Here is a 16,863-nt window from a genome sequence, read left to right as displayed (position 1 = left end):
GTCAGGCGATGCCGTCCAGCTTGCCTGCCTTGGCGTCCGCGACGATCGATGAGAACTGGTCGGCGCTCATCTGGACGTGCTGGCCGAAGTCGTCGGTCAGGACGATGCGGCGGTCGGTGGGGGCGGCCGGGTCGACGAACAGCTGGGGACAGCCGCAGTCGCAGTTGCCGCAGAACGTGGCGACGGGCTCCAGCCCGCTGGTGTCGGTCATGCTGATCCGCCTCCGTGGCATGGGGTTTGCGGCACTCCGGTGTCCGGACGGACCGGTGGCCGCGGGGGACTGTCCCGGGGATACCCGGCGTGGACGAGGCGGACGCGCGACCCCGTGGTGTGCAGGGGGCGCGGAGGCGGTGGGTGTGCACCCGTGCTCCTTGGAGTGCTACCGGTGCTTCGATTTCGCAGAGGTGGCTGGGAACTGAACGGCACTCGCGTCCGACTCGTAAGGAGGAGGCAGGTCGACCAGGTATGAGTCCGTGGGCGGTGATGCGTGTGCCTGGGCCGGGGGAGAGATCCTTTGGGCACGTGGCAGCATCAGGTGCTGTGAGTGTGTCCCTGGCGGTGCGGAGCGTGCGCGCGGCGGTGTTCGCCGTGCTGTGCGTGCTGCTCGCTGCCGTAGGGCATGTCATGGCCACGGGCATGGCGCCGCCGGTGTGGATACAGATCGCCTCGTTCGTGCCCGTCTTCGCGGTCGGCTGTCTGCTGGGTGGCCGTGAGCGGTCGCTGGCCGCCATTGGCATGGGGACTCTGGCCGGACAGGGCGGGTTGCACCTTGTCTTCCACGCCGCCGAGCCCCATCACGCGGCAATGGTCATGCACGGCATGCGGATGGTCCAGGCGCCCCATGCACTGACACCGCACGCCACCGCCGCGCATGCCGGGGCGGCCCTGCTGCTGACCTGGTGGCTGCGGCGCGGTGAGGTGGCACTGTGGTCGCTGCTGCGGTGGGCGGTCGCGTTCGTGCCGGGGCTTGCCGCCTGGTGGCAGGTGGCCGGCGGGGCGTGGCGTGCGCCGGCCGGACCAGGGCTGGTGCGTCGGGCTGTCGGTGAGCCGTGGGGGTTGCGGCAGGTACGGCTGAGGTACGCCGTTCACCGGCGGGGGCCGCCGATGGGGATGTCGTACGCGCTGTCGTACGCGATCTGAATCCGACATCCCTTCTTCCGTACGGAGATCCCTCACCTCATGTCCAGGACCCGCACCACCCTGCGCCGCGCCGGCGCCGTCACGGCCCTGACCGCCGCCGGACTTCTCGCTGCCGCGGGCGTCGCCTCCGCGCACGTCACCGTCCACCCCGACAGCTACGCCAAGGGCGCCACCGACGGCGTGCTGACCTTCCGTGTCCCGAACGAGGAGGACAACGCCTCCACCACCAAGGTCCAGGTCTTCCTGCCCACCGACCACCCGGTCCTCGGCGTGCTGGTCCACCCGCAGGACGGCTGGACCGCCCAGGTCACCAACACCAAGCTCAAGACGCCCGTCAAGACCGACGACGGCACCATCACCGACGCCGCTTCCGAGATCACCTTCACCGGAGGCAAGATCGCGCCGGGCCAGTACGAGGACTTCAACGTCGCCTTCGGTCAGCTGCCCGACGACACCGACCAGCTGTCCTTCAAGACGCTGCAGACGTACTCCGACGGCAAGATCGTCCGCTGGATCGAGGAGGCCCAGGGCGGCCAGGAGCCGGAGAACCCGGCACCCGTGCTCAAGCTCACCGCCAAGGGCGCGGAGGACGGCGGTGTCGCTTCGACCGCCTCGCCGGCCGGTGCGAAGGGCTCCGACAGCGCCAAGCCGACCACCTCGGCCGGCGACTCGACCGCCCGCGGTCTCGGCATCGCCGGGCTGGTCGTCGGCGTGCTGGGCCTCGCGGCGGCGGGCTTCGCCGTCGTGCGCGGCCGTTCCGCCGGGCCCCGGGCGGAGTAGCGCACCTGCCCTGCCGACGGTAGCCGCCGGCAGGGCCTCGTTCCGTCGCCGCGGCCTCTGGGCACAGTTGTCCCTCACGTGACGCGGACCACAACGTTGCTCCGGAACTCGATGCCCGGAGGCCCCGACTCCTGATGCAGTACGGCGCGATCCGACCGACACCGTACGACGTGATCTGGAGACGCGGTTGATGGACGAGCCCCGGCAAATCTCCTCCGGCGCGGGTGCGGTGTTGCGGAAGCTGGTGCCTCCGCCCGCCCTGTGCGGATTCCTTCTCCTGCTGGCGCTGGTGTTCACGGTGTCGTACGCCGTCGGTGCCGCTGCGGGACCCGTCGCGCCCGGCATGCACGGCACCGGCACGAGCCGGGGGGACGGCGATTCCGGCGGGGGAGGCGGCACGGACGACATGGGGGACATGCACGGGGGTGGCCACTGATGGGCGGGGAACCGGTCGCCGTCGACCTGGTGACGACCGACCTGACCGTCGGCGGCATGACGTGCGCGGCCTGTGTGAGGCGCGTCGAGAAGAAGCTCGGCAAGCTGGACGGGGTCACGGCGACCGTCAATCTGGCCACCGGACGGGCCCGTGTGAGCCACCCGCCGCGGATCAGCCCCGAGGAACTCGCCGCCGCCGTCGAGAAGGCCGGCTACACGGCCGCCCTGCCCGAACCGCCCAAGCCGCCCAAGGAGCCCGAGACGCGCGAGGGCGAGGACGCTGGCGAGCCCGAGCCCGAGGAAGCTCGCCAGGAGCGGGACCGGCTGCTGATCACCGCGCTGCTCGCAGTGCCCGTGCTCGTGCTGTCGATGGTGCCGGCGCTGCAGTTCCGCAACTGGCAGTGGCTGTGCTTCGCGCTGGCTGCACCGGTCGCCGTCTGGGGCGCGTTGCCCTTCCATGTGCGTGCGGTGCGTGGGCTTCGGCATGCGGCGGCGGCCATGGACACCCTGGTGTCGCTCGGTGTGGTGGCGTCCTTCTCCTGGTCCGCCTACGCGCTCTTCCTCGGCGGTGCCGGGGAGCCCGGCATGCGGATGCCGTTCACTCTGGTGCCCTCGGCTTCGGACGGCGCGGCGCACGTCTATCTCGAAGCGGCCGTCGGTGTACCGCTGTTCGTCCTGGCGGGGCGGTTCCTGGAGGCTCGGGCCCGGCGCGGGACCGGGGCGGCGCTCAGGTCCCTGGCTCAACTCGCCGCCAAAGAGGTGACGGTCCGCGAAGGCGGCGTGGAACTGCTCATCGCCATCGAACGGTTGAGAGCGGGGCAGGTCTTCGTCGTGCGGCCGGGGGAGCGGGTGGCCACCGACGGGCAGGTGGTGGAGGGCAGTTCGGCCGTGGATCTGTCCCTGGTCACCGGGGAGAGCGAGCCCGTCGAGGTCGGGCCGGGTTCGGCGGTGGTCGGCGGCGCCGTCAACGCCGGCGGGCTGCTCCTGGTGAAGGCCACGGCCGTCGGTGCCGACACCCAGCTCGCCCGGATCACCCGGCTGGTGACCGAGGCCCAGGCCGGCAAGGCGCGGGCGCAGCGGCTGGCCGACACGGTGGCAGGCGTCTTCGTCCCCGTCGTGCTGACGCTGGCCGTCACCTGTCTCGGCTTCTGGCTCGGTGCCGGGGCCGACCCGCAGGCCGCCGTCACCGCGTGCGTGGCCGTGCTCGTCGTGGCCTGCCCGTGCGCGCTCGGCCTGGCCACGCCGACCGCGCTGATGGCCGCGACCGGCCGCGGTGCCCAACTGGGCGTCCTGGTCGGCGGACCCCGGGCGCTGGAGGGGCTCCAGCACATCGACACGGTCGTCCTGGACAAGACCGGCACGCTCACCTCCGGCCACATGACCGTCGCCCGCGTCACGGTCGTACCCGACGGACTGGGCAGGGAGGGGGTGCTGCGGCTGGCGGGGGCCGTCGAGCACGGCTCGGAGCATCCTCTGGGCCGGGCGATCGCTTCCTACGCCCGGCGGGAACTCCCCGAGGGGCCGCTGCCGGACGTGAGTGAGTTCGCCGCCGTGCCGGGGCGGGGCGTGCGCGGTCTGGTCGAGGGCCGACTCGTCGAAGTCCTCGCCTCCGACGGCGAGTTGCCCACCGCGCTGGCAGACGCGCTGTCGGTGGCCGAGGCCGCCGCCCACACGCCCGTCCTGGTCCGGGTGGACGGTGTGGCCGAGGCCCTGATCGAGGTCGGGGACGTCGTACGGCCCGGCAGTTACCGTGCCGTGGACCGGCTGCGGCGCCTCGGTGTGCGGCCGGTGCTCGCCACCGGTGACCGCGAGGCACCCGCGCAGGCCGTGGCCGCGGCCCTGGGCATCGACGAGGTGCACGCCCGCTGCACCCCGGAGGCCAAGGCCGACCTGGTACGGGACCTCCAGGAGCAGGGCTACCGCGTCGCGGTCATCGGCGACGGAGTGAACGACGCCGCGGCCCTGGCCGGCGCCGACCTGGGCATCGCCATGGGCAGCGGCACGGACGTGGCCATCGGGGCCGCCGACGTGACGTTGGTACGCGGGGACATCGAGGCGTTGGCGGACGCGGTCCGGCTCGCCCGGCGCACGCTGGGCACGATCCGGGCCAACCTCGTCTGGGCCTTCGGCTACAACGTCGTCACCGTGCCGCTCGCCATGGTCGGCCTGCTCAATCCGATGCTCGCAGCGGCGGCGATGTCGGTGAGTTCGCTGCTCGTCGTGGGCAACAGCCTGCGGCTGCGCGCCTGGCAGCCCTCGCCCGCTCCCAGCCGGAGGCATACCCGATGACCGAGCAGAGTCCCTGGCGACCCACTCGCCGTCGGTTGACCGACACCCTCCTCGCCGCGCTCGCGCCCGTGGCCGCGTGCAGCCTCGCCCTGGGCGGGCTGACGACCTGGGTCGGGGCCGGGAAGGCGGGCAGCCCGGCTCGGATCACCGTCTCGAACGGGCGGATCCTCCTGCCGTACGGGGACAGCACGGACACCGCGGCCCTCTTCGGCATCGCCAACGTCGGTGGCGCGGACGACCGGCTGGTGAACGTGACGTCCACCGCCACGCACGGCCGGATCGCCCTCAGTGGGCACCGCATGCTGGGCGGCCGGGCCGCCTACAAGTCGGACGTGGACTCGGCCGGCGTCCCTGCGGGAGGCGTGTTGTCCATGTCGCCGCGCGGTGTGGACGTGACGCTGCGGGCCGGGGCCGGCTGGCGGCCGGGTGACCTCGTGCCGTTCACGCTGCACTTCGAGCGCAGCGCGCCGGTCGAGACGATCGCGGTCGTGATCCGCCCGAGCGACAGCGGTCCGTGATCGCCCGCTCTGAGGGCGGAGGAATCCTCTCTTAGACGTCGGGGCAGAGTGTCGTCGAGTTCCAGCCGGTTGTCGTGGGCTGGATCACACCCTGCGGATTGAGTACGGTCCCCCGTGGATGTCCGTACCCACGCATGACGACCGAAGTCCGGATGCGAGGATGAGGCACCATGACAGCAGGATGGTGTGCTCGCGCGATACGGGCCGCGGTGTTCGCGGCCATGTGCGTGCTGCTCGCCGCCCTGGGCCACGTCCTGATGTCCGGCAGCGACGTGCCGGCGTGGGCGCTGGCCGCCGGCGGGGCCGTGACCGGTGCCGTGGGATGGTCTCTGGCGGGGCGTGAGCGCGGGCTGCCGTTGATCGTGACGGTCGTGGTCGCCGCCCAGACGGTGCTCCACGAGGCGTTCTCCTACGCCCAGTCGACGTCGGGCACGTCCGACGGCTCGGCCTCCATGGACATGAGCGGCATGGAGTCCATGGACAGCTCCATGGGCATGGGCTCCATGGGCATGGGCTCCATGGGCATGGGCGCCATGCACATGAACCACACGGGCATGAGCCCCATGCACCACATGGGGCACTCCATGGACGGCGGCTCGTCGTCGTTCGGCATGCTCGCCGCCCACCTGCTCGCCGCGGTGCTGAGCGGCCTGTGGCTGGCGTACGGCGAGAAGGCCGCCTTCCGGATCCTGCGGGCGACGGCCGGATGGCTGGCGGCGCCACTGCGGCTGCTGCTCGCCCTGCCCGGTACCCCCGATCGCCCGCGCGTTCACATGCGGCGCCGCCGCTCGGACCGGACGCCGCGCCTCCTCCTTCTCGTCCACGCGATCACCTCTCGGGGTCCGCCGGTGGGGACGGCTGTCGTCTGAAGACAGCTGGTTTCCCGAGGCTGCCCGGCTGCCCGTGTGCGCCTCGGGCCACGGCCGTACGACCGCACAGGCGCTGTAGCGCCACAGCGACGCCGTAGGGCCGTCTCCCCCACTTTCACCGGACCGCGCGCTTCGGCGCGCCCTGGTCCGGATCACGGTTGACCCGAGAAGGACACCAGGTGATGACCTCTGCCCTGCCCACGTCGCGCGCCAAGAGCCATGAACCGGCAGCGCCCGACGACTCGATCACCGCATGGGCGCTGGCCGCCCGAGGCGGTGACGCGGACGCGGTCGAGCAGTTCGTGGGCGCCCTGCACCGGGACGTCCAGCGCTATGTCGCCCATCTGTGCGGCGATCCTCAGGCGGTGGACGATCTGGCACAGGACACCTTCCTGCGGGCCCTCAGCAGCCTGCACCGATTCGAGGGGCGTTCCTCGGCCCGCGTCTGGCTGCTGTCCATCGCCCGCCGGGCGGTGATCGACAGCTACCGGTACGCCGCCGCCCGGCCGCGTCTGATCGACGTACCGGACTGGCAGCTGACCGCTGAACTGGCGCAGCCCTGCGACCTGCCCGGTTTTGACGACGGCATCGCCCTGCTGGATCTGCTGGCTTCGTTGCCCGATGACCGTCGCGAGGCGTTCATCCTCACGCAGCTGCTCGGCCTGCCGTACGCGGAGGCCGCCGCGGTGAGCGACTGCCCGATCGGCACGGTCCGCTCCCGCGTGGCCCGCGCCCGCGTGACGTTGATCGACCTGCTGGACGAGGCGGGCCAGACCGCCGCGCTGGCCGTCTGACGCTCCGGGAGGGTGCCGGTGCCGGCTGGAAGGACGGCACCGGCACCCTCGCCGCCGGAGTACCGGGAGCGGTTCACCTGAGCCGGATCGCCAACCGGCCGGGAACTCAAGGCGCCTTCGCGCCGACTACTGGAGCGGGTGGCGAAGGCTCGCCCGTGTACCGAGTGGATCCGGGAGTTGTTCGATGCGTTCTCGTGTGTGGGGCGGTACCGCGGCCGTCGTACTGGGCGGCCTGCTGGTGGCGGGCTGCGGCGGCGGGGGGAAGGACACGGCGGACGGGAACGCGGGGGAGGCCGGGAAGGCGGTTTCCGGTGGCTACCCGGTGTCCGTCACCGACTGCATGGGCGACAGCACCACCTTCTCCAGCGCCCCGAAGAGAATCGTCACCAGCAACGCCTCCAGCCTGGAGCTGCTGCTGCGCCTCGGCGTCGGCGACCAGGTGATCGGCACCGGCTTCCCGCCCGGCAAGGGCACGCTGCCCGGCGCCCTCGACGCTCAGGCGCAGAAGGTCAAGGTGCTCAGCCAGACCGTGATTCCCAAGGAGAAGCTGCTCGGCTCCGGCGCCGACCTCTACATCGACACCTTCGCCTCCATGGGAAGCATGGGCGGCGGTGGGATGGGGGACGCGCCGACGGCGGAGGAGTTCAAGGCGGCCGGGATCAGGCACATCTACCTGAAGTCCACCGCCTGTGCTGCCCAGAGCAAGACCCCGGTGACCGACCTGTCCGCTGTCGAGGCCGACATCACCTCCCTCGGCGCGGTCACCGGCACCAGTGCGCAGGCGCAGAAACTCGTCGCCGGGATGAAGGAGAAGGTGGGCGCGGTCCAGAAGGCGGTCGGTAGTACGGCGGAGAGCAACCGGCCGACGTACTTCTTCTTCGACTACGACGCCGGTACGAAGCAGCCCTCCGTCACCTGCAACCGCCAGCTCGCCAACGCCGTGATCACCCTGGCCGGAGCCCGCAACGTCTTCGCCGACTGCGACGGCGACTACAAGCAGGTCGGCTGGGAGGACGTCATCGCCAAGAACCCCGACTGGATCCAGCTCGGCGTCCGCAACCGCGGCAGCGAGGCGGCGAACAAGAAGGCGTTCGACGAGGCCGAGCAGTGGCTGAAGTCGAACCCCGCCACCAAGGGCCTGGAGGCGGTCAAGGAGGGCCACTTCCTGCGCATCGGTTCCGAGCAGACCACCATCGCTGGAGTCGAGAACGCCGACACGGTCGAGGCCATCGCCAAGACCCTCTACCCGGGCAAGGTCGCCTGATCGTGGCCTTCACACGGGTGCGCCGGAAAGCCGCGGCTGCGGAGGAGCGCGGCAGCCTGCCCGCCGGTCCGCCGGCGGCGGTTCTGGCCGTGGCACTGCTGGCCGCGCTGACGGCCGCCGTGGCCTGGGGCTCGACGTCGATCCCGCCCGGCGAGGTGTGGAGCGTGGTGTGGCGGCGGCTGTCCGGCGAGGCTCCGCGCCCCGGCACGGACGACCTCATCGTCTGGCAGCTCCGATTTCCCCGTGCCCTGCTCGCCGCCCTCGTCGGCGCCGGCCTCGGTCTCGTCGGTACGGCCGTCCAGGCGCTGGTGCGCAACCCGCTGGCCGACCCCTACCTGCTGGGCATCTCCAACGGGGCCTCCCTCGGCGCGGTCGCCGCGATCGTCCTCGGCCTCGGCGCCGGCGGGGCACTGGGACTGGGCTTGTCCGGGGCGGCTTTTGCCGGTGCGCTGGCGACGTTCGCGCTGGTGTGGGCGGTGGCCCGGCGCGGTGGCGGGTTCGCGCCGCTGCGGCTCGTGCTGGCCGGGGTCGCGATCGGCCAGTTCCTGTCCGGGTTCACCAGCTACCTGGTGCTGCAGGCCGGGGACGAGCAGCAGACCCACAGCGTGCTGTTCTGGCTCATGGGCAGCCTCAGCGGAGCGAACTGGCAACTGCTCGCGGTCCCCGCCGTCGCCGTACCCACCGCGCTGCTGTGGCTCCAGGCACGCGCCCGGGGCCTGAACGCCCTGCTGATGGGCGACGAGACGGCCGCCGGACTCGGTATCGACGTCACCCGGCTGCGCCGCGAGCTGTTCACCGTCACCAGTGTGCTGACCGGTGTCCTGGTGGCGGTTTCCGGCGCGATCGCGTTCGTCGCGTTGATGGTGCCGCATGTCTGCCGCCTGGTCGTGGGGGGTGACCACCGACGCCTGCTGCCGCTCTCCGCGTTGTTCGGCGCACTGCTGCTGGTCGTGGTCGACATCGTGTGCCGTACGGCCATGGACGCCCAGGAGCTGCCGGTCGGCGTGGTCACCTCGCTGCTCGGGGCTCCGGCCCTGTTGTATCTGCTGGACCGGCGCCTGGGGAGCGGCAGTTGAGGCTCGACATCGAGGACCTGCACGTCGCCTACGCCGGCCGGACGGTGGTCGCGGGCGCCCACCTCGTCGCCGCCGAGGGCGAGATCACCGGGTTGGTCGGCCCGAACGGCAGCGGCAAGTCCACGCTCCTGCGCACCGTCTACCGGCACCTGAAGCCCACCGCCGGCCGGGTCCTGCTGGCCGGCACCGACCTGCGGGAGATGACCCCGCTCCAGTCGGCGCGGCACGTGGCCGCCCTTCCGCAGGAGCGGGGGAGCGACTTCGAGCTGACCGTGCGCGAGGTCGTCGCCATGGGCCGTACGCCCTACAAGCGGGCCTTCGCCGGGGAGGACGCCGCCGACCGGGACATCGTCGCGCAGGCGCTCACCGACGTCGGCATGGCGGAACAGGCCGGACGCCGCTTCACGGCGCTGTCCGGCGGGGAGCGCCAACGTGTCCTGCTGGCAAGGGCGTTCGCACAGAACCCGGACATCCTGGTGCTGGACGAACCGACCAACCACCTCGACATCCGCCACCAGGTCGACCTGCTCGCCCTCCTGCGCGCCCAGCGCCGTACGACCCTGGTGTCGCTGCATGACCTGAATGCCGCGGCCTCCGTCTGTGACCGCCTCCACGTCCTGCACGACGGGGCGCTCGTCGCCTCCGGCCCGCCGCGGGAAGTCCTCACACCCGTGCTGATGGCGGAGGTGTTCGGAGTGCGCGCGGCGGTCGTCGACCATCCTCTGACCGGTGACCCGCTCATCGCCTTCGACCACCGGAACCCAGCGGACGAGGCACCGACAGCCGTGCCGCTGGGGACGCCCACCCGGGGATGAACGGGCTGATGAACGGGCTCGGGCAGGACGACGGTCGCGTCCTGCCCGCTCGGCCGGCTGCCGGGATCAGGCGGCGATCGAGTCGGCGATGCCGTACCCGGCCTCGACGATCGCCGCGCGCAGCCGCTCGTCTTCAAGGTCCGTGCCGTGCACGGTGACGGCGTTGGCGGCGAGGTCGACCACGACCTCGCTCACCCCGGGTACCTCGGAGAACCTCCGTATGCCCGAACGCGGACGTTCAGGCCGACGCCGTCGCCTCAGTAGTCGGCTGAGCGGAGCGCGGAGTTCGGCCGTAGGCATGCCGATTCGATGTCCGGCGGTAGGGAAGGAACCCTCCGCGGCACGCACCGGGCAGCGGGTGTGCTGAGCACTGCGGGGGAGGGCGGTCGGATGGCGCGGCTCCGGCGCGACGTGCACGGCGGCTCCCGCGCGGAATGGCCTTGGGATCCTGAGCCCAGGACGATCCGGCGTGGCTGGGCGCGGATCAACGGCGGAGCCTGGCCGTTGCTTGCAGCCACCGTGGCCGTTGTCGTAGCCGGGTACGGCTGGCTGGGATCCGTCCTCGATGGAGCGTTCGGCGCGGCTGTCGGCTGTGCCGCCGGGCTGATCCTCTCCGCGCTCCTGTACCTGTTGGTGGAGTCGGCCGTGTCGGGCAAGCCGGCACGCGGCGGCCGCCGCGACTGATCGGCGCGGGCAGTTTCAGCCTGCCCACCATGATTTTTGGACGCGCCCGGGAACTCGTGTGCGATCCCTCCCGACTTGTGGGACGAGGCTGCCGTCCGGCAGCCCACCCACGACCGTGAGGGGCGGCAACGGTGACAGGCCACAGTCCCGGTTCTCGACAGCCCGGCCACATACCCGTCGGCGGCGAGGACCGCTGGCTGCTCGTTGCGGTGGCCGGCCTGCTGTCGTTCGTGGCGATGCTCGACATGAACATCGTCAACGTGGCTCTGGCGGACATCGCCGACGGTCTGCACGTCTCCGCCGCGACCGCCCAATGGGCGGTCCTGGGTTATCAACTGCCCGTTGTCGCCCTGCTGTTGCCTGTCGGCAGGTGGCTGGACGGGGTCGGGATGCGCTCCGCCCTGCTGGTCGCGACCGCGGGCTTCGGTCTGTGCAGCGCGCTGGCGGCCGCCGCGCCCTGGGCGTCCTGGCTGATCGCCGCACGCCTCGGACAGGGCGCGTTCGGGGCCGTGCTCTTCGTCCTGATGCCGGTTCTCGCCCTGCGTTCGGTACGGCCGGAACTGCGCGGGCGGGCCATGAGCGTGCCCGCGACGCTGGGCCCGCTCGGCGCGGTGACCGGTCCGGCGGTGGGCGGACTGCTGCTGGACCACCTGGGCTGGCGCGCCGTCTTCCTGGTCAAGATCCCTTTCTGCCTGCTCGCCCTGGTCGTGGCGTGGAGGGCGATGCCGAGGGACGGGAGCCTGCGCCTGCCCGACCGACGGTCGGCGGCGGATGCGCTGCTGGTGGGTTCCGGGGTGGCCGCCCTGCTGCTGGCGCTGACCCTGGCGTCGGGAAGCCCGGGGTGGCTGGTGCTCGCGCTTGCCGCCGTACCGCCGCTGTGGTGGTGGCTGCGGGGACCGGGCGGCCGCCCGGTCGTCGGCGCGCTACGGGCGACGGGGCTGTTCCGGGCGCATACGGCGGTGCTGGCGCTGGCGGCCGGTTTCGCGGCGATGCACTACGTCGTGGCCCTGCACCTCCAGCGCGACGACGGCGTCAGCGCCACCACGACCGGTCTGACCGTGCTCGCCTTCCCGCTCGGCATGGGGCTGGCCGGGCCGGTCGGCGGGCGCCTCGCCGACATCCCCCACGCTCGGCTCCGCTCGCGCGGGGGGACCCCCACCGGGGCCCGGCCGGTGGCAGTCACCGGCGCCGCCCTCACCGCCGCCGGTCTGCTCCTCCTCGTTCCGCTGGGAGGTGACTGGTCGCCGGTGGACGTGGCCTGGCGGCTGGCGCTGGCCGGCCTCGGCATGGGCCTGAACGGCGGCCCCACCCAAGCCCTCGTCATGGGCGCCGCCCCGCCGGACCGCACGGCGACCGTGGGCTCGTCCGTACAGCTGGCCCGCAGCCTCGGCTTCACCCTCGGCCCGGCCCTGGCCACCGCCGCCTGGGGTCTGGCCGGAGGCGATGACGGCGTGACCGCCGGGCTGACCCTGGCGGCAGCCGCCGCCTGTATCGCCGTACCCCTGCTCGCACTGCAAGGACGCAGGACGGCGCTCGCGCACGAGATGTCCACCGACGCGGCTTCCGCCGCCCACCACCACTGACCGAGGAGTCGTTTCCCATGTGCGGAATCACCGGCTGGGCGTCCTTCCACAGCGACGCCCGTCCCCAGGCCCCGGTCATCGAGGCCATGACCGCCACCCTCGCCCCGCGCGGCCCCGACGCCGGAGGCGTCTGGCTCGGCGAGCGGGCCGCGATCGGCCACCGACGCCTGGCCGTCATCGACCTCGAAGGCGGCGTACAGCCGATGACCGACCGGCCCGAGCAGCCGGACATCGTGCTCACCTACAGCGGCGAGGTCTACAACCACCACCAACTGCGCACCGAACTGCGCGCCCGGGGCCATGCGTTCCGCACGCGCAGCGACACCGAGGTGGTGCTGCGCGCGTACGCCGAGTGGGGCGAGGCGGTGGCCGAGCACCTGGAGGGCATGTTCGCCTTCGCCGTCTGGGACGAGGGCGCCCAGCGACTGCTCCTGGTCCGCGACCGGCTCGGGGTGAAGCCCCTGTTCTGGGCCACTGTCGACGGCGGCCTCGCCTTCGCCTCCGAGCCCAAGGCCCTGTTCGCCCACCCCGGGATACGGCCCCGCGTGGACGCCGACGGGCTGCGGGAGGCGTACAGCCTGCTGTTCAACACCGGCCCGACGGTGTGGTCCGGAGTCAGGGAGGTCGAGCCGGGCGGCGTGCTCGTGCTGGACCGGGGCGGCATCCTTGAACGCCGCTACTGGCAGCTGGAGGCTACAGACCACATCGACGACCAGGACACGGCCATCGAGCGGATCCGCAGCCTGGTCGGTGCCGCAGCCCGCAGCCAGCTCGAAGCGGACGTCCCGCTGTGCAGCCTGCTGTCCGGGGGCATCGACTCCACGGTCCTGACCGCGTTGCTCGCCGACGAACTGCGCCGGCGCGAAGGCCCGGACGCCCGCATCCGCTCCTACGCCGTCGACTACAGCGACCAGGCGGAACAGTTCACCGGCGACGTCCTGCGCACCGGCCACGACACGCCCTATGCCATCGAGGCCGGCGCATTCATCGGCACCGACCACAGCACGGTCGTCCTCGACCCGCGCGCCCTGCTCGACCCCGAGCACCGCAAGGCCGTCGTCGTGGCCCGCGACTCACCCATCGGTGTCGGCGACATGGACACGTCGCTGTACCTGCTGTTCGGCGAGATCCGCAAGCACTCCACCGTCGCCCTCTCCGGCGAGGCGGCCGACGAGGTCTTCTGCGGCTACCCCTGGTTCCACAACCCGAAGGCCCTGGCAGCGGAAACCTTCCCGTGGCTGCTGGTGACGGGCGACGAGGCGGCCATGCCCCTGAACCCGGAACTCGACCTGCGTATGGGTGAGTTCCGCGACGACACGTACCGCACCGCGCTCGCCGCCGTACCGCACCTGGACGGCGAGAGCCCCTCCGAACACCGCCGACGCGAGATGCAGCACCTGTCGTTGACCCGCTGGCTGCGCCAGCTCCTGCACCGCAAAGATCGCCTCAGCATGGCGCAGGGCCTGGAGGTCCGCGTCCCGTACTGCGACCACCGGCTCGTCGAGTACGCCTTCACCACCCCCTGGGCGCTGAAGAGCTTCGACGGACGGGAGAAGAGCCTGCTGCGCGCCATGGGCGCCGGCCTCGCTCCGGACTCGGTGCTGCACCGCCCCAAGAACCACTACCCGGCCACCCACCACCCCGACTACAACCGCGGCCTGCAGCAGCTGGCCCGCGACGCCCTCGCCACCGAACAGGTCCGCGCCCTCGCCGACGAGACCCGCATCAAGCCCTGCCTCGAAACCCCGCCCGACCGACTGGAGTGGGGCCACCGCCTACGCCTCGAACGCATCGTCGACCTCGCCCTCTGGCTGGACCACTACCGGCCCGAACTCGCCCTCTGAGGAGCCTCCCCATGACCCTCCAGGAACAGCAGCCAGTCCAAGACCCGGCCGCCTTGCCCGACCCCGTGCCGCTGATGGGCTGCCCCTACAAGAGCAACCCCTACCCCCTGTACGAGCAGATGCGCGAGGCCGGCCCCGTCCACCGGGTCCTTTTCCCCAGCGGCGTCCAAGCCTGGCTCGTCACCGGCTACGACGCCGCCCACGCCGCGCTGAACGACGACCGCCTCGGCAAGAACCACGACCGCGGCAACGACCGCTGGCGAGCCCGCGCCTCGATCATGCCCGAGCCGCAGCACTCCCAGCTCCAGGTGCACCTCCTTCACCAGGACCCGCCCAAGCACACCCGGATGCGCCGCTTCGTGACGGACGCCTTCACCCCACGCCGCATCGAGCAGCTCCGCCCCCGCTTCCAGGAACTGGCCGACGCCCTCGTCGACGCCCTGCCGGAGCACGGCCCCGCGGACCTCGTCACCGGATTCGCCGCACACTTCCCCTTCCAGGTCCTCGCCGAAGTCATCGGCCTCCCGCAGGAACTCGCGGCCCGCTTCGACCGCGACTGGGGCAAGGTCGTCCAGCCGGTCGGTCCCACCGACCCCGGCCGCCCCCTCTACGAGGCCCGCCTGCACGGCCTGCAGAGCTACATCGCCGATGTCGTGGCCCACAAGCGTGAACACTGGGACGACGACCTGCTCAGCCGCCTCGTCGTGGCCCGCGACCGCCGCGAACTGTCGCAGGAGGAGCTGGACTCGATGATCTTCCAGCTCCTCGTCGCGGGCCAGGAGCCGGTCACCAACCAGATCACCACGGCCCTGATCGCCCTCTTCCGCAACCCGGACCAGCTCGCCCGCCTGCGCGACAACCCGAACCTGCTGCCGTGCGCCGTCGAGGAACTCCTGCGCTACGACAGCGCCTTCGAGCTCACCACCTGGCGCTTCTTCGACAAGGACAGCGACCTGCACGGCACGGAGATCCCGGCCGGCGACTCGGTGATCGTCTCCCTGTGCGCGGCCAACCGCGACCCGCGCCGCTTCCCCGACCCGGACACTCTCGACTTCGACCGCTCGCCCAACCCCCACCTCGCCTTCGGCCACGGCATCCACTTCTGCCCCGGCGCCGCCCTCGCCCGCGCCGAACTCCAGATCGCCCTCGGCACACTCCTGGCCCGCCTGCCCGGCCTCCATCCAGCCGACAGAGACCAGGACATCGAGTGGATCCCGGCCGTCCTCGGCCGCGGCACCAACCACCTCCCCGTCGGCTACGACCACCGCCTCTGACACCGACGTACCGCTGACCGGGCCCGGCCGCACCGGCCGACCCGGCCCCGGCTGACCCACTCCCACCGACCCCAGGCGCCTGGCTTCCACTCCCGCCACGGCGCCATGTCGACGTGCCCTCGTACGCCCTCGTACCCCAGGAGGAACGACATGCCCCTGACGACCGCGCCGGACACCCTCCCCACCCGCATCGGCACCCAGATCCTGAACCTGCTCCTGCCCCACCACCGCACCAGCGACCGGCCCCCCGCGACAGCCGAGGCGTTCCCGCACCAACTGCGGCGCATCTCCACCTTCGTACGCGACGGCTCGCCTGTCGTCTTCACCCTGCCCGGCTTCCCCTGCAAGTCCCCCAACCCGGCCAAGGTCCTCGGTCACCTCCCCGACCAGGGCGAACGCCTCTCTCTGACCTTCCTGAACACCCTGTGCACCCGGATCGAGCGGATCTACCCGCCCGGCGCCCATCTGATCATCTGCTCGGACGGCCACGTCTTCGGCGACCTCATCGGTGTCCCCGACGACCACATCGACGCCTACGCCGACGACCTACGAACACAGATAGGCCGGATGGGCCTCCACAGACTGTCCGTCTTCGATCTCCGCGACGTCCTCGGCGACCTCCCGCACGACACGAAACGCGCCCACATCCACGAGCGCTACGCCCCCACCCTGGAGGCTCTCCGCGCCGAGACCTGCGCCGACGACCAGGCCCTGGCCCTCTACCGGGGCATCACCCGCTTCCTCATCGAGGACACCGCCGACTGGACCGGCACCCGCTCCGCCCTCCAGCGCGCATGCCGACAACGGGCTTACGGCGTCATCCAGCGCAGCCGCGCCTGGGGCACCCTGATCGCCGAACACCACCCCCGCGCGGTACGCCTCTCCATCCATCCCCAGCCCATCGGCGCCCCGAAATTCGGCATCCGCCTCCTCGACGCCCCGGACGCGTGGACCACTCCTTGGCACTCCGCCGCCCTGCGCCGCACGGACGGCACGTGGACCCTCGTTCCCAGGGCAAGGGCTGCCCGACAGGGACGACTGGTACAGCAGGACGGCAGGGCCAGTCACTTCGACCAGAACGGGATGGCGTGTCTGTCTCGGGTTCAGTGACGGTGCCCCGACGCAACCCCGACAAGGCGCGGCTGTATGTCGCTCGCGATCGTGACGGTAGAAGCGGCGGCGGGGGCGCTGGTGGACCGACCGCTGGCTGCTGTTGGGCCGTGGCCGGGTCCCCCGGGGCCGCCTGCCACTAGGGCCTGTGTGAGGTCGTGATCAATTTCGGGTTCTGGTCCCGTGCGGGGACAGGACCTGGTAGGACGCTGGGTGTGACACGTAGGCAACTCACCGACGAGCAGTGGGAGTTCATCGAGCCGTACCTGCCGATAGGCGAGTACGGTCCGTACCCCGAGCGGCTGCGGGAGCAGTTCGAGGGGGTGATCTGGCGGTTCCGGTCCAGCGCCCAGTGGCGCGAGATGCCCTCCGAGTTCGGACCGTGGGC

Annotated in this window: 18 protein-coding genes; 16 read left to right on the top strand and 2 right to left on the bottom strand. The window is 71.9% G+C overall.

Annotated features, from left to right (window positions below):
* Nucleotide 1 precedes the first annotated feature (1 nt).
* Nucleotides 2–211, bottom strand: coding sequence for a hypothetical protein (locus ABT288_RS14895; RefSeq protein ID WP_351606935.1), 210 nt, complete (start codon nucleotides 209–211; stop codon nucleotides 2–4).
* 329 nt (nucleotides 212–540) lie between these two features.
* Here ABT288_RS14895 and ABT288_RS14890 point away from each other — a divergent pair, with 329 nt between their 5' ends.
* From ABT288_RS14890 to ABT288_RS14845, 10 genes are all read left to right on the top strand, one after another.
* Nucleotides 541–1,140, top strand: coding sequence for a hypothetical protein (locus tag ABT288_RS14890; protein WP_351606932.1), 600 nt, complete (start codon nucleotides 541–543; stop codon nucleotides 1,138–1,140).
* A 39-nt stretch (nucleotides 1,141–1,179) separates the two neighbouring features.
* Nucleotides 1,180–1,920, top strand: coding sequence for a YcnI family copper-binding membrane protein (locus ABT288_RS14885; RefSeq protein WP_351606930.1), 741 nt, complete (start codon nucleotides 1,180–1,182; stop codon nucleotides 1,918–1,920).
* A gap of 190 nt (nucleotides 1,921–2,110) precedes the next feature.
* A complete protein-coding gene (locus ABT288_RS14880; protein ID WP_351606928.1) occupies nucleotides 2,111–2,356 on the top strand; it encodes a hypothetical protein in 246 nt (81 codons plus the stop codon).
* Nucleotides 2,356–4,644 carry a heavy metal translocating P-type ATPase gene (locus tag ABT288_RS14875; RefSeq protein WP_351606926.1) on the top strand — a complete coding sequence of 763 codons (2,289 nt, stop codon included), beginning with the start codon at nucleotides 2,356–2,358 and terminating at the stop codon, nucleotides 4,642–4,644. The genes ABT288_RS14880 and ABT288_RS14875 overlap by 1 nt, the downstream gene beginning before the upstream one ends.
* Nucleotides 4,645–4,679: 35 nt before the next feature.
* Entirely contained in the window at nucleotides 4,680–5,162 is a 483-nt protein-coding gene (locus ABT288_RS14870; protein WP_351606924.1) for a copper chaperone PCu(A)C domain-containing protein, read from the top strand.
* 170 nt (nucleotides 5,163–5,332) lie between these two features.
* Nucleotides 5,333–6,031 (top strand): hypothetical protein, encoded by a 699-nt coding sequence (locus ABT288_RS14865; RefSeq protein ID WP_351606922.1) that lies wholly within the window; start codon nucleotides 5,333–5,335, stop codon nucleotides 6,029–6,031.
* 179 nt (nucleotides 6,032–6,210) lie between these two features.
* Nucleotides 6,211–6,825, top strand: a complete 615-nt coding sequence (locus tag ABT288_RS14860) for a sigma-70 family RNA polymerase sigma factor (RefSeq protein ID WP_450856669.1) — start codon at nucleotides 6,211–6,213, stop codon at nucleotides 6,823–6,825.
* A gap of 184 nt (nucleotides 6,826–7,009) precedes the next feature.
* The gene (locus tag ABT288_RS14855; protein WP_351606917.1) at nucleotides 7,010–8,089 is read left to right on the top strand and encodes an ABC transporter substrate-binding protein; all 1,080 of its coding nucleotides are present in this window, start codon (nucleotides 7,010–7,012) and stop codon (nucleotides 8,087–8,089) included.
* A 2-nt stretch (nucleotides 8,090–8,091) separates the two neighbouring features.
* On the top strand, nucleotides 8,092–9,165 hold the full coding sequence (locus ABT288_RS14850) for a FecCD family ABC transporter permease (RefSeq protein ID WP_351606914.1): 1,074 nt from the start codon (nucleotides 8,092–8,094) through the stop codon (nucleotides 9,163–9,165).
* Nucleotides 9,162–9,980, top strand: a complete 819-nt coding sequence (locus ABT288_RS14845) for an ABC transporter ATP-binding protein (RefSeq protein ID WP_351606911.1) — start codon at nucleotides 9,162–9,164, stop codon at nucleotides 9,978–9,980. The genes ABT288_RS14850 and ABT288_RS14845 overlap by 4 nt, the downstream gene beginning before the upstream one ends.
* 66 nt (nucleotides 9,981–10,046) lie before the next feature.
* On the opposite strand, the gene ABT288_RS14840 is transcribed toward ABT288_RS14845, so the two are convergent.
* Entirely contained in the window at nucleotides 10,047–10,280 is a 234-nt protein-coding gene (locus ABT288_RS14840; RefSeq protein ID WP_351606909.1) for a heavy-metal-associated domain-containing protein, read from the bottom strand.
* A 204-nt stretch (nucleotides 10,281–10,484) separates the two neighbouring features.
* Between ABT288_RS14840 and ABT288_RS14835 the strand changes: the two genes are divergently transcribed.
* From ABT288_RS14835 to ABT288_RS14810, 6 genes are all read left to right on the top strand, one after another.
* Entirely contained in the window at nucleotides 10,485–10,664 is a 180-nt protein-coding gene (locus ABT288_RS14835) for a hypothetical protein (protein WP_351606907.1), read from the top strand.
* Between the two features lie 131 nt (nucleotides 10,665–10,795).
* Entirely contained in the window at nucleotides 10,796–12,247 is a 1,452-nt protein-coding gene (locus ABT288_RS14830) for an MFS transporter (protein ID WP_351606904.1), read from the top strand.
* 17 nt (nucleotides 12,248–12,264) lie between these two features.
* Nucleotides 12,265–14,091, top strand: a complete 1,827-nt coding sequence (gene asnB, locus ABT288_RS14825) for an asparagine synthase (glutamine-hydrolyzing) (RefSeq protein WP_351606902.1) — start codon at nucleotides 12,265–12,267, stop codon at nucleotides 14,089–14,091.
* Nucleotides 14,092–14,102: 11 nt separating this feature from the next.
* The gene (locus ABT288_RS14820) at nucleotides 14,103–15,365 is read left to right on the top strand and encodes a cytochrome P450 family protein (RefSeq protein WP_351606900.1); all 1,263 of its coding nucleotides are present in this window, start codon (nucleotides 14,103–14,105) and stop codon (nucleotides 15,363–15,365) included.
* Nucleotides 15,366–15,515: 150 nt separating this feature from the next.
* A complete protein-coding gene (locus tag ABT288_RS14815; RefSeq protein ID WP_351606898.1) occupies nucleotides 15,516–16,475 on the top strand; it encodes an L-tyrosine/L-tryptophan isonitrile synthase family protein in 960 nt (319 codons plus the stop codon).
* Between the two features lie 215 nt (nucleotides 16,476–16,690).
* Nucleotides 16,691–16,863, top strand: a 173-nt coding sequence (locus tag ABT288_RS14810; protein WP_351607103.1) for a transposase, incomplete at its 3' end; no start/stop codon positions are given.

The sequence above is a fragment of the Streptomyces sp. NPDC001093 genome (genome assembly GCF_040298985.1).
Classification (GTDB): domain Bacteria; phylum Actinomycetota; class Actinomycetes; order Streptomycetales; family Streptomycetaceae; genus Streptomyces.
Note: the sequence above shows the minus strand (reverse complement) of the source record. Positions and strands in the feature narration are given on the sequence as shown.

Coding starts and splice junctions, on each gene's coding strand:
- ABT288_RS14895 (WP_351606935.1), bottom strand. CDS start 211: ATGACCGACACCAGCGGGCTGGAGCCCGTCGCCACGTTCTGCGGCAAC.
- ABT288_RS14885 (WP_351606930.1), top strand. CDS start 1,180: ATGTCCAGGACCCGCACCACCCTGCGCCGCGCCGGCGCCGTCACGGCC.
- ABT288_RS14880 (WP_351606928.1), top strand. CDS start 2,111: ATGGACGAGCCCCGGCAAATCTCCTCCGGCGCGGGTGCGGTGTTGCGG.
- ABT288_RS14875 (WP_351606926.1), top strand. CDS start 2,356: ATGGGCGGGGAACCGGTCGCCGTCGACCTGGTGACGACCGACCTGACC.
- ABT288_RS14865 (WP_351606922.1), top strand. CDS start 5,333: ATGACAGCAGGATGGTGTGCTCGCGCGATACGGGCCGCGGTGTTCGCG.
- ABT288_RS14855 (WP_351606917.1), top strand. CDS start 7,010: ATGCGTTCTCGTGTGTGGGGCGGTACCGCGGCCGTCGTACTGGGCGGC.
- ABT288_RS14840 (WP_351606909.1), bottom strand. CDS start 10,280: ATGCCTACGGCCGAACTCCGCGCTCCGCTCAGCCGACTACTGAGGCGA.
- asnB (WP_351606902.1), top strand. CDS start 12,265: ATGTGCGGAATCACCGGCTGGGCGTCCTTCCACAGCGACGCCCGTCCC.
- ABT288_RS14820 (WP_351606900.1), top strand. CDS start 14,103: ATGACCCTCCAGGAACAGCAGCCAGTCCAAGACCCGGCCGCCTTGCCC.
- ABT288_RS14815 (WP_351606898.1), top strand. CDS start 15,516: ATGCCCCTGACGACCGCGCCGGACACCCTCCCCACCCGCATCGGCACC.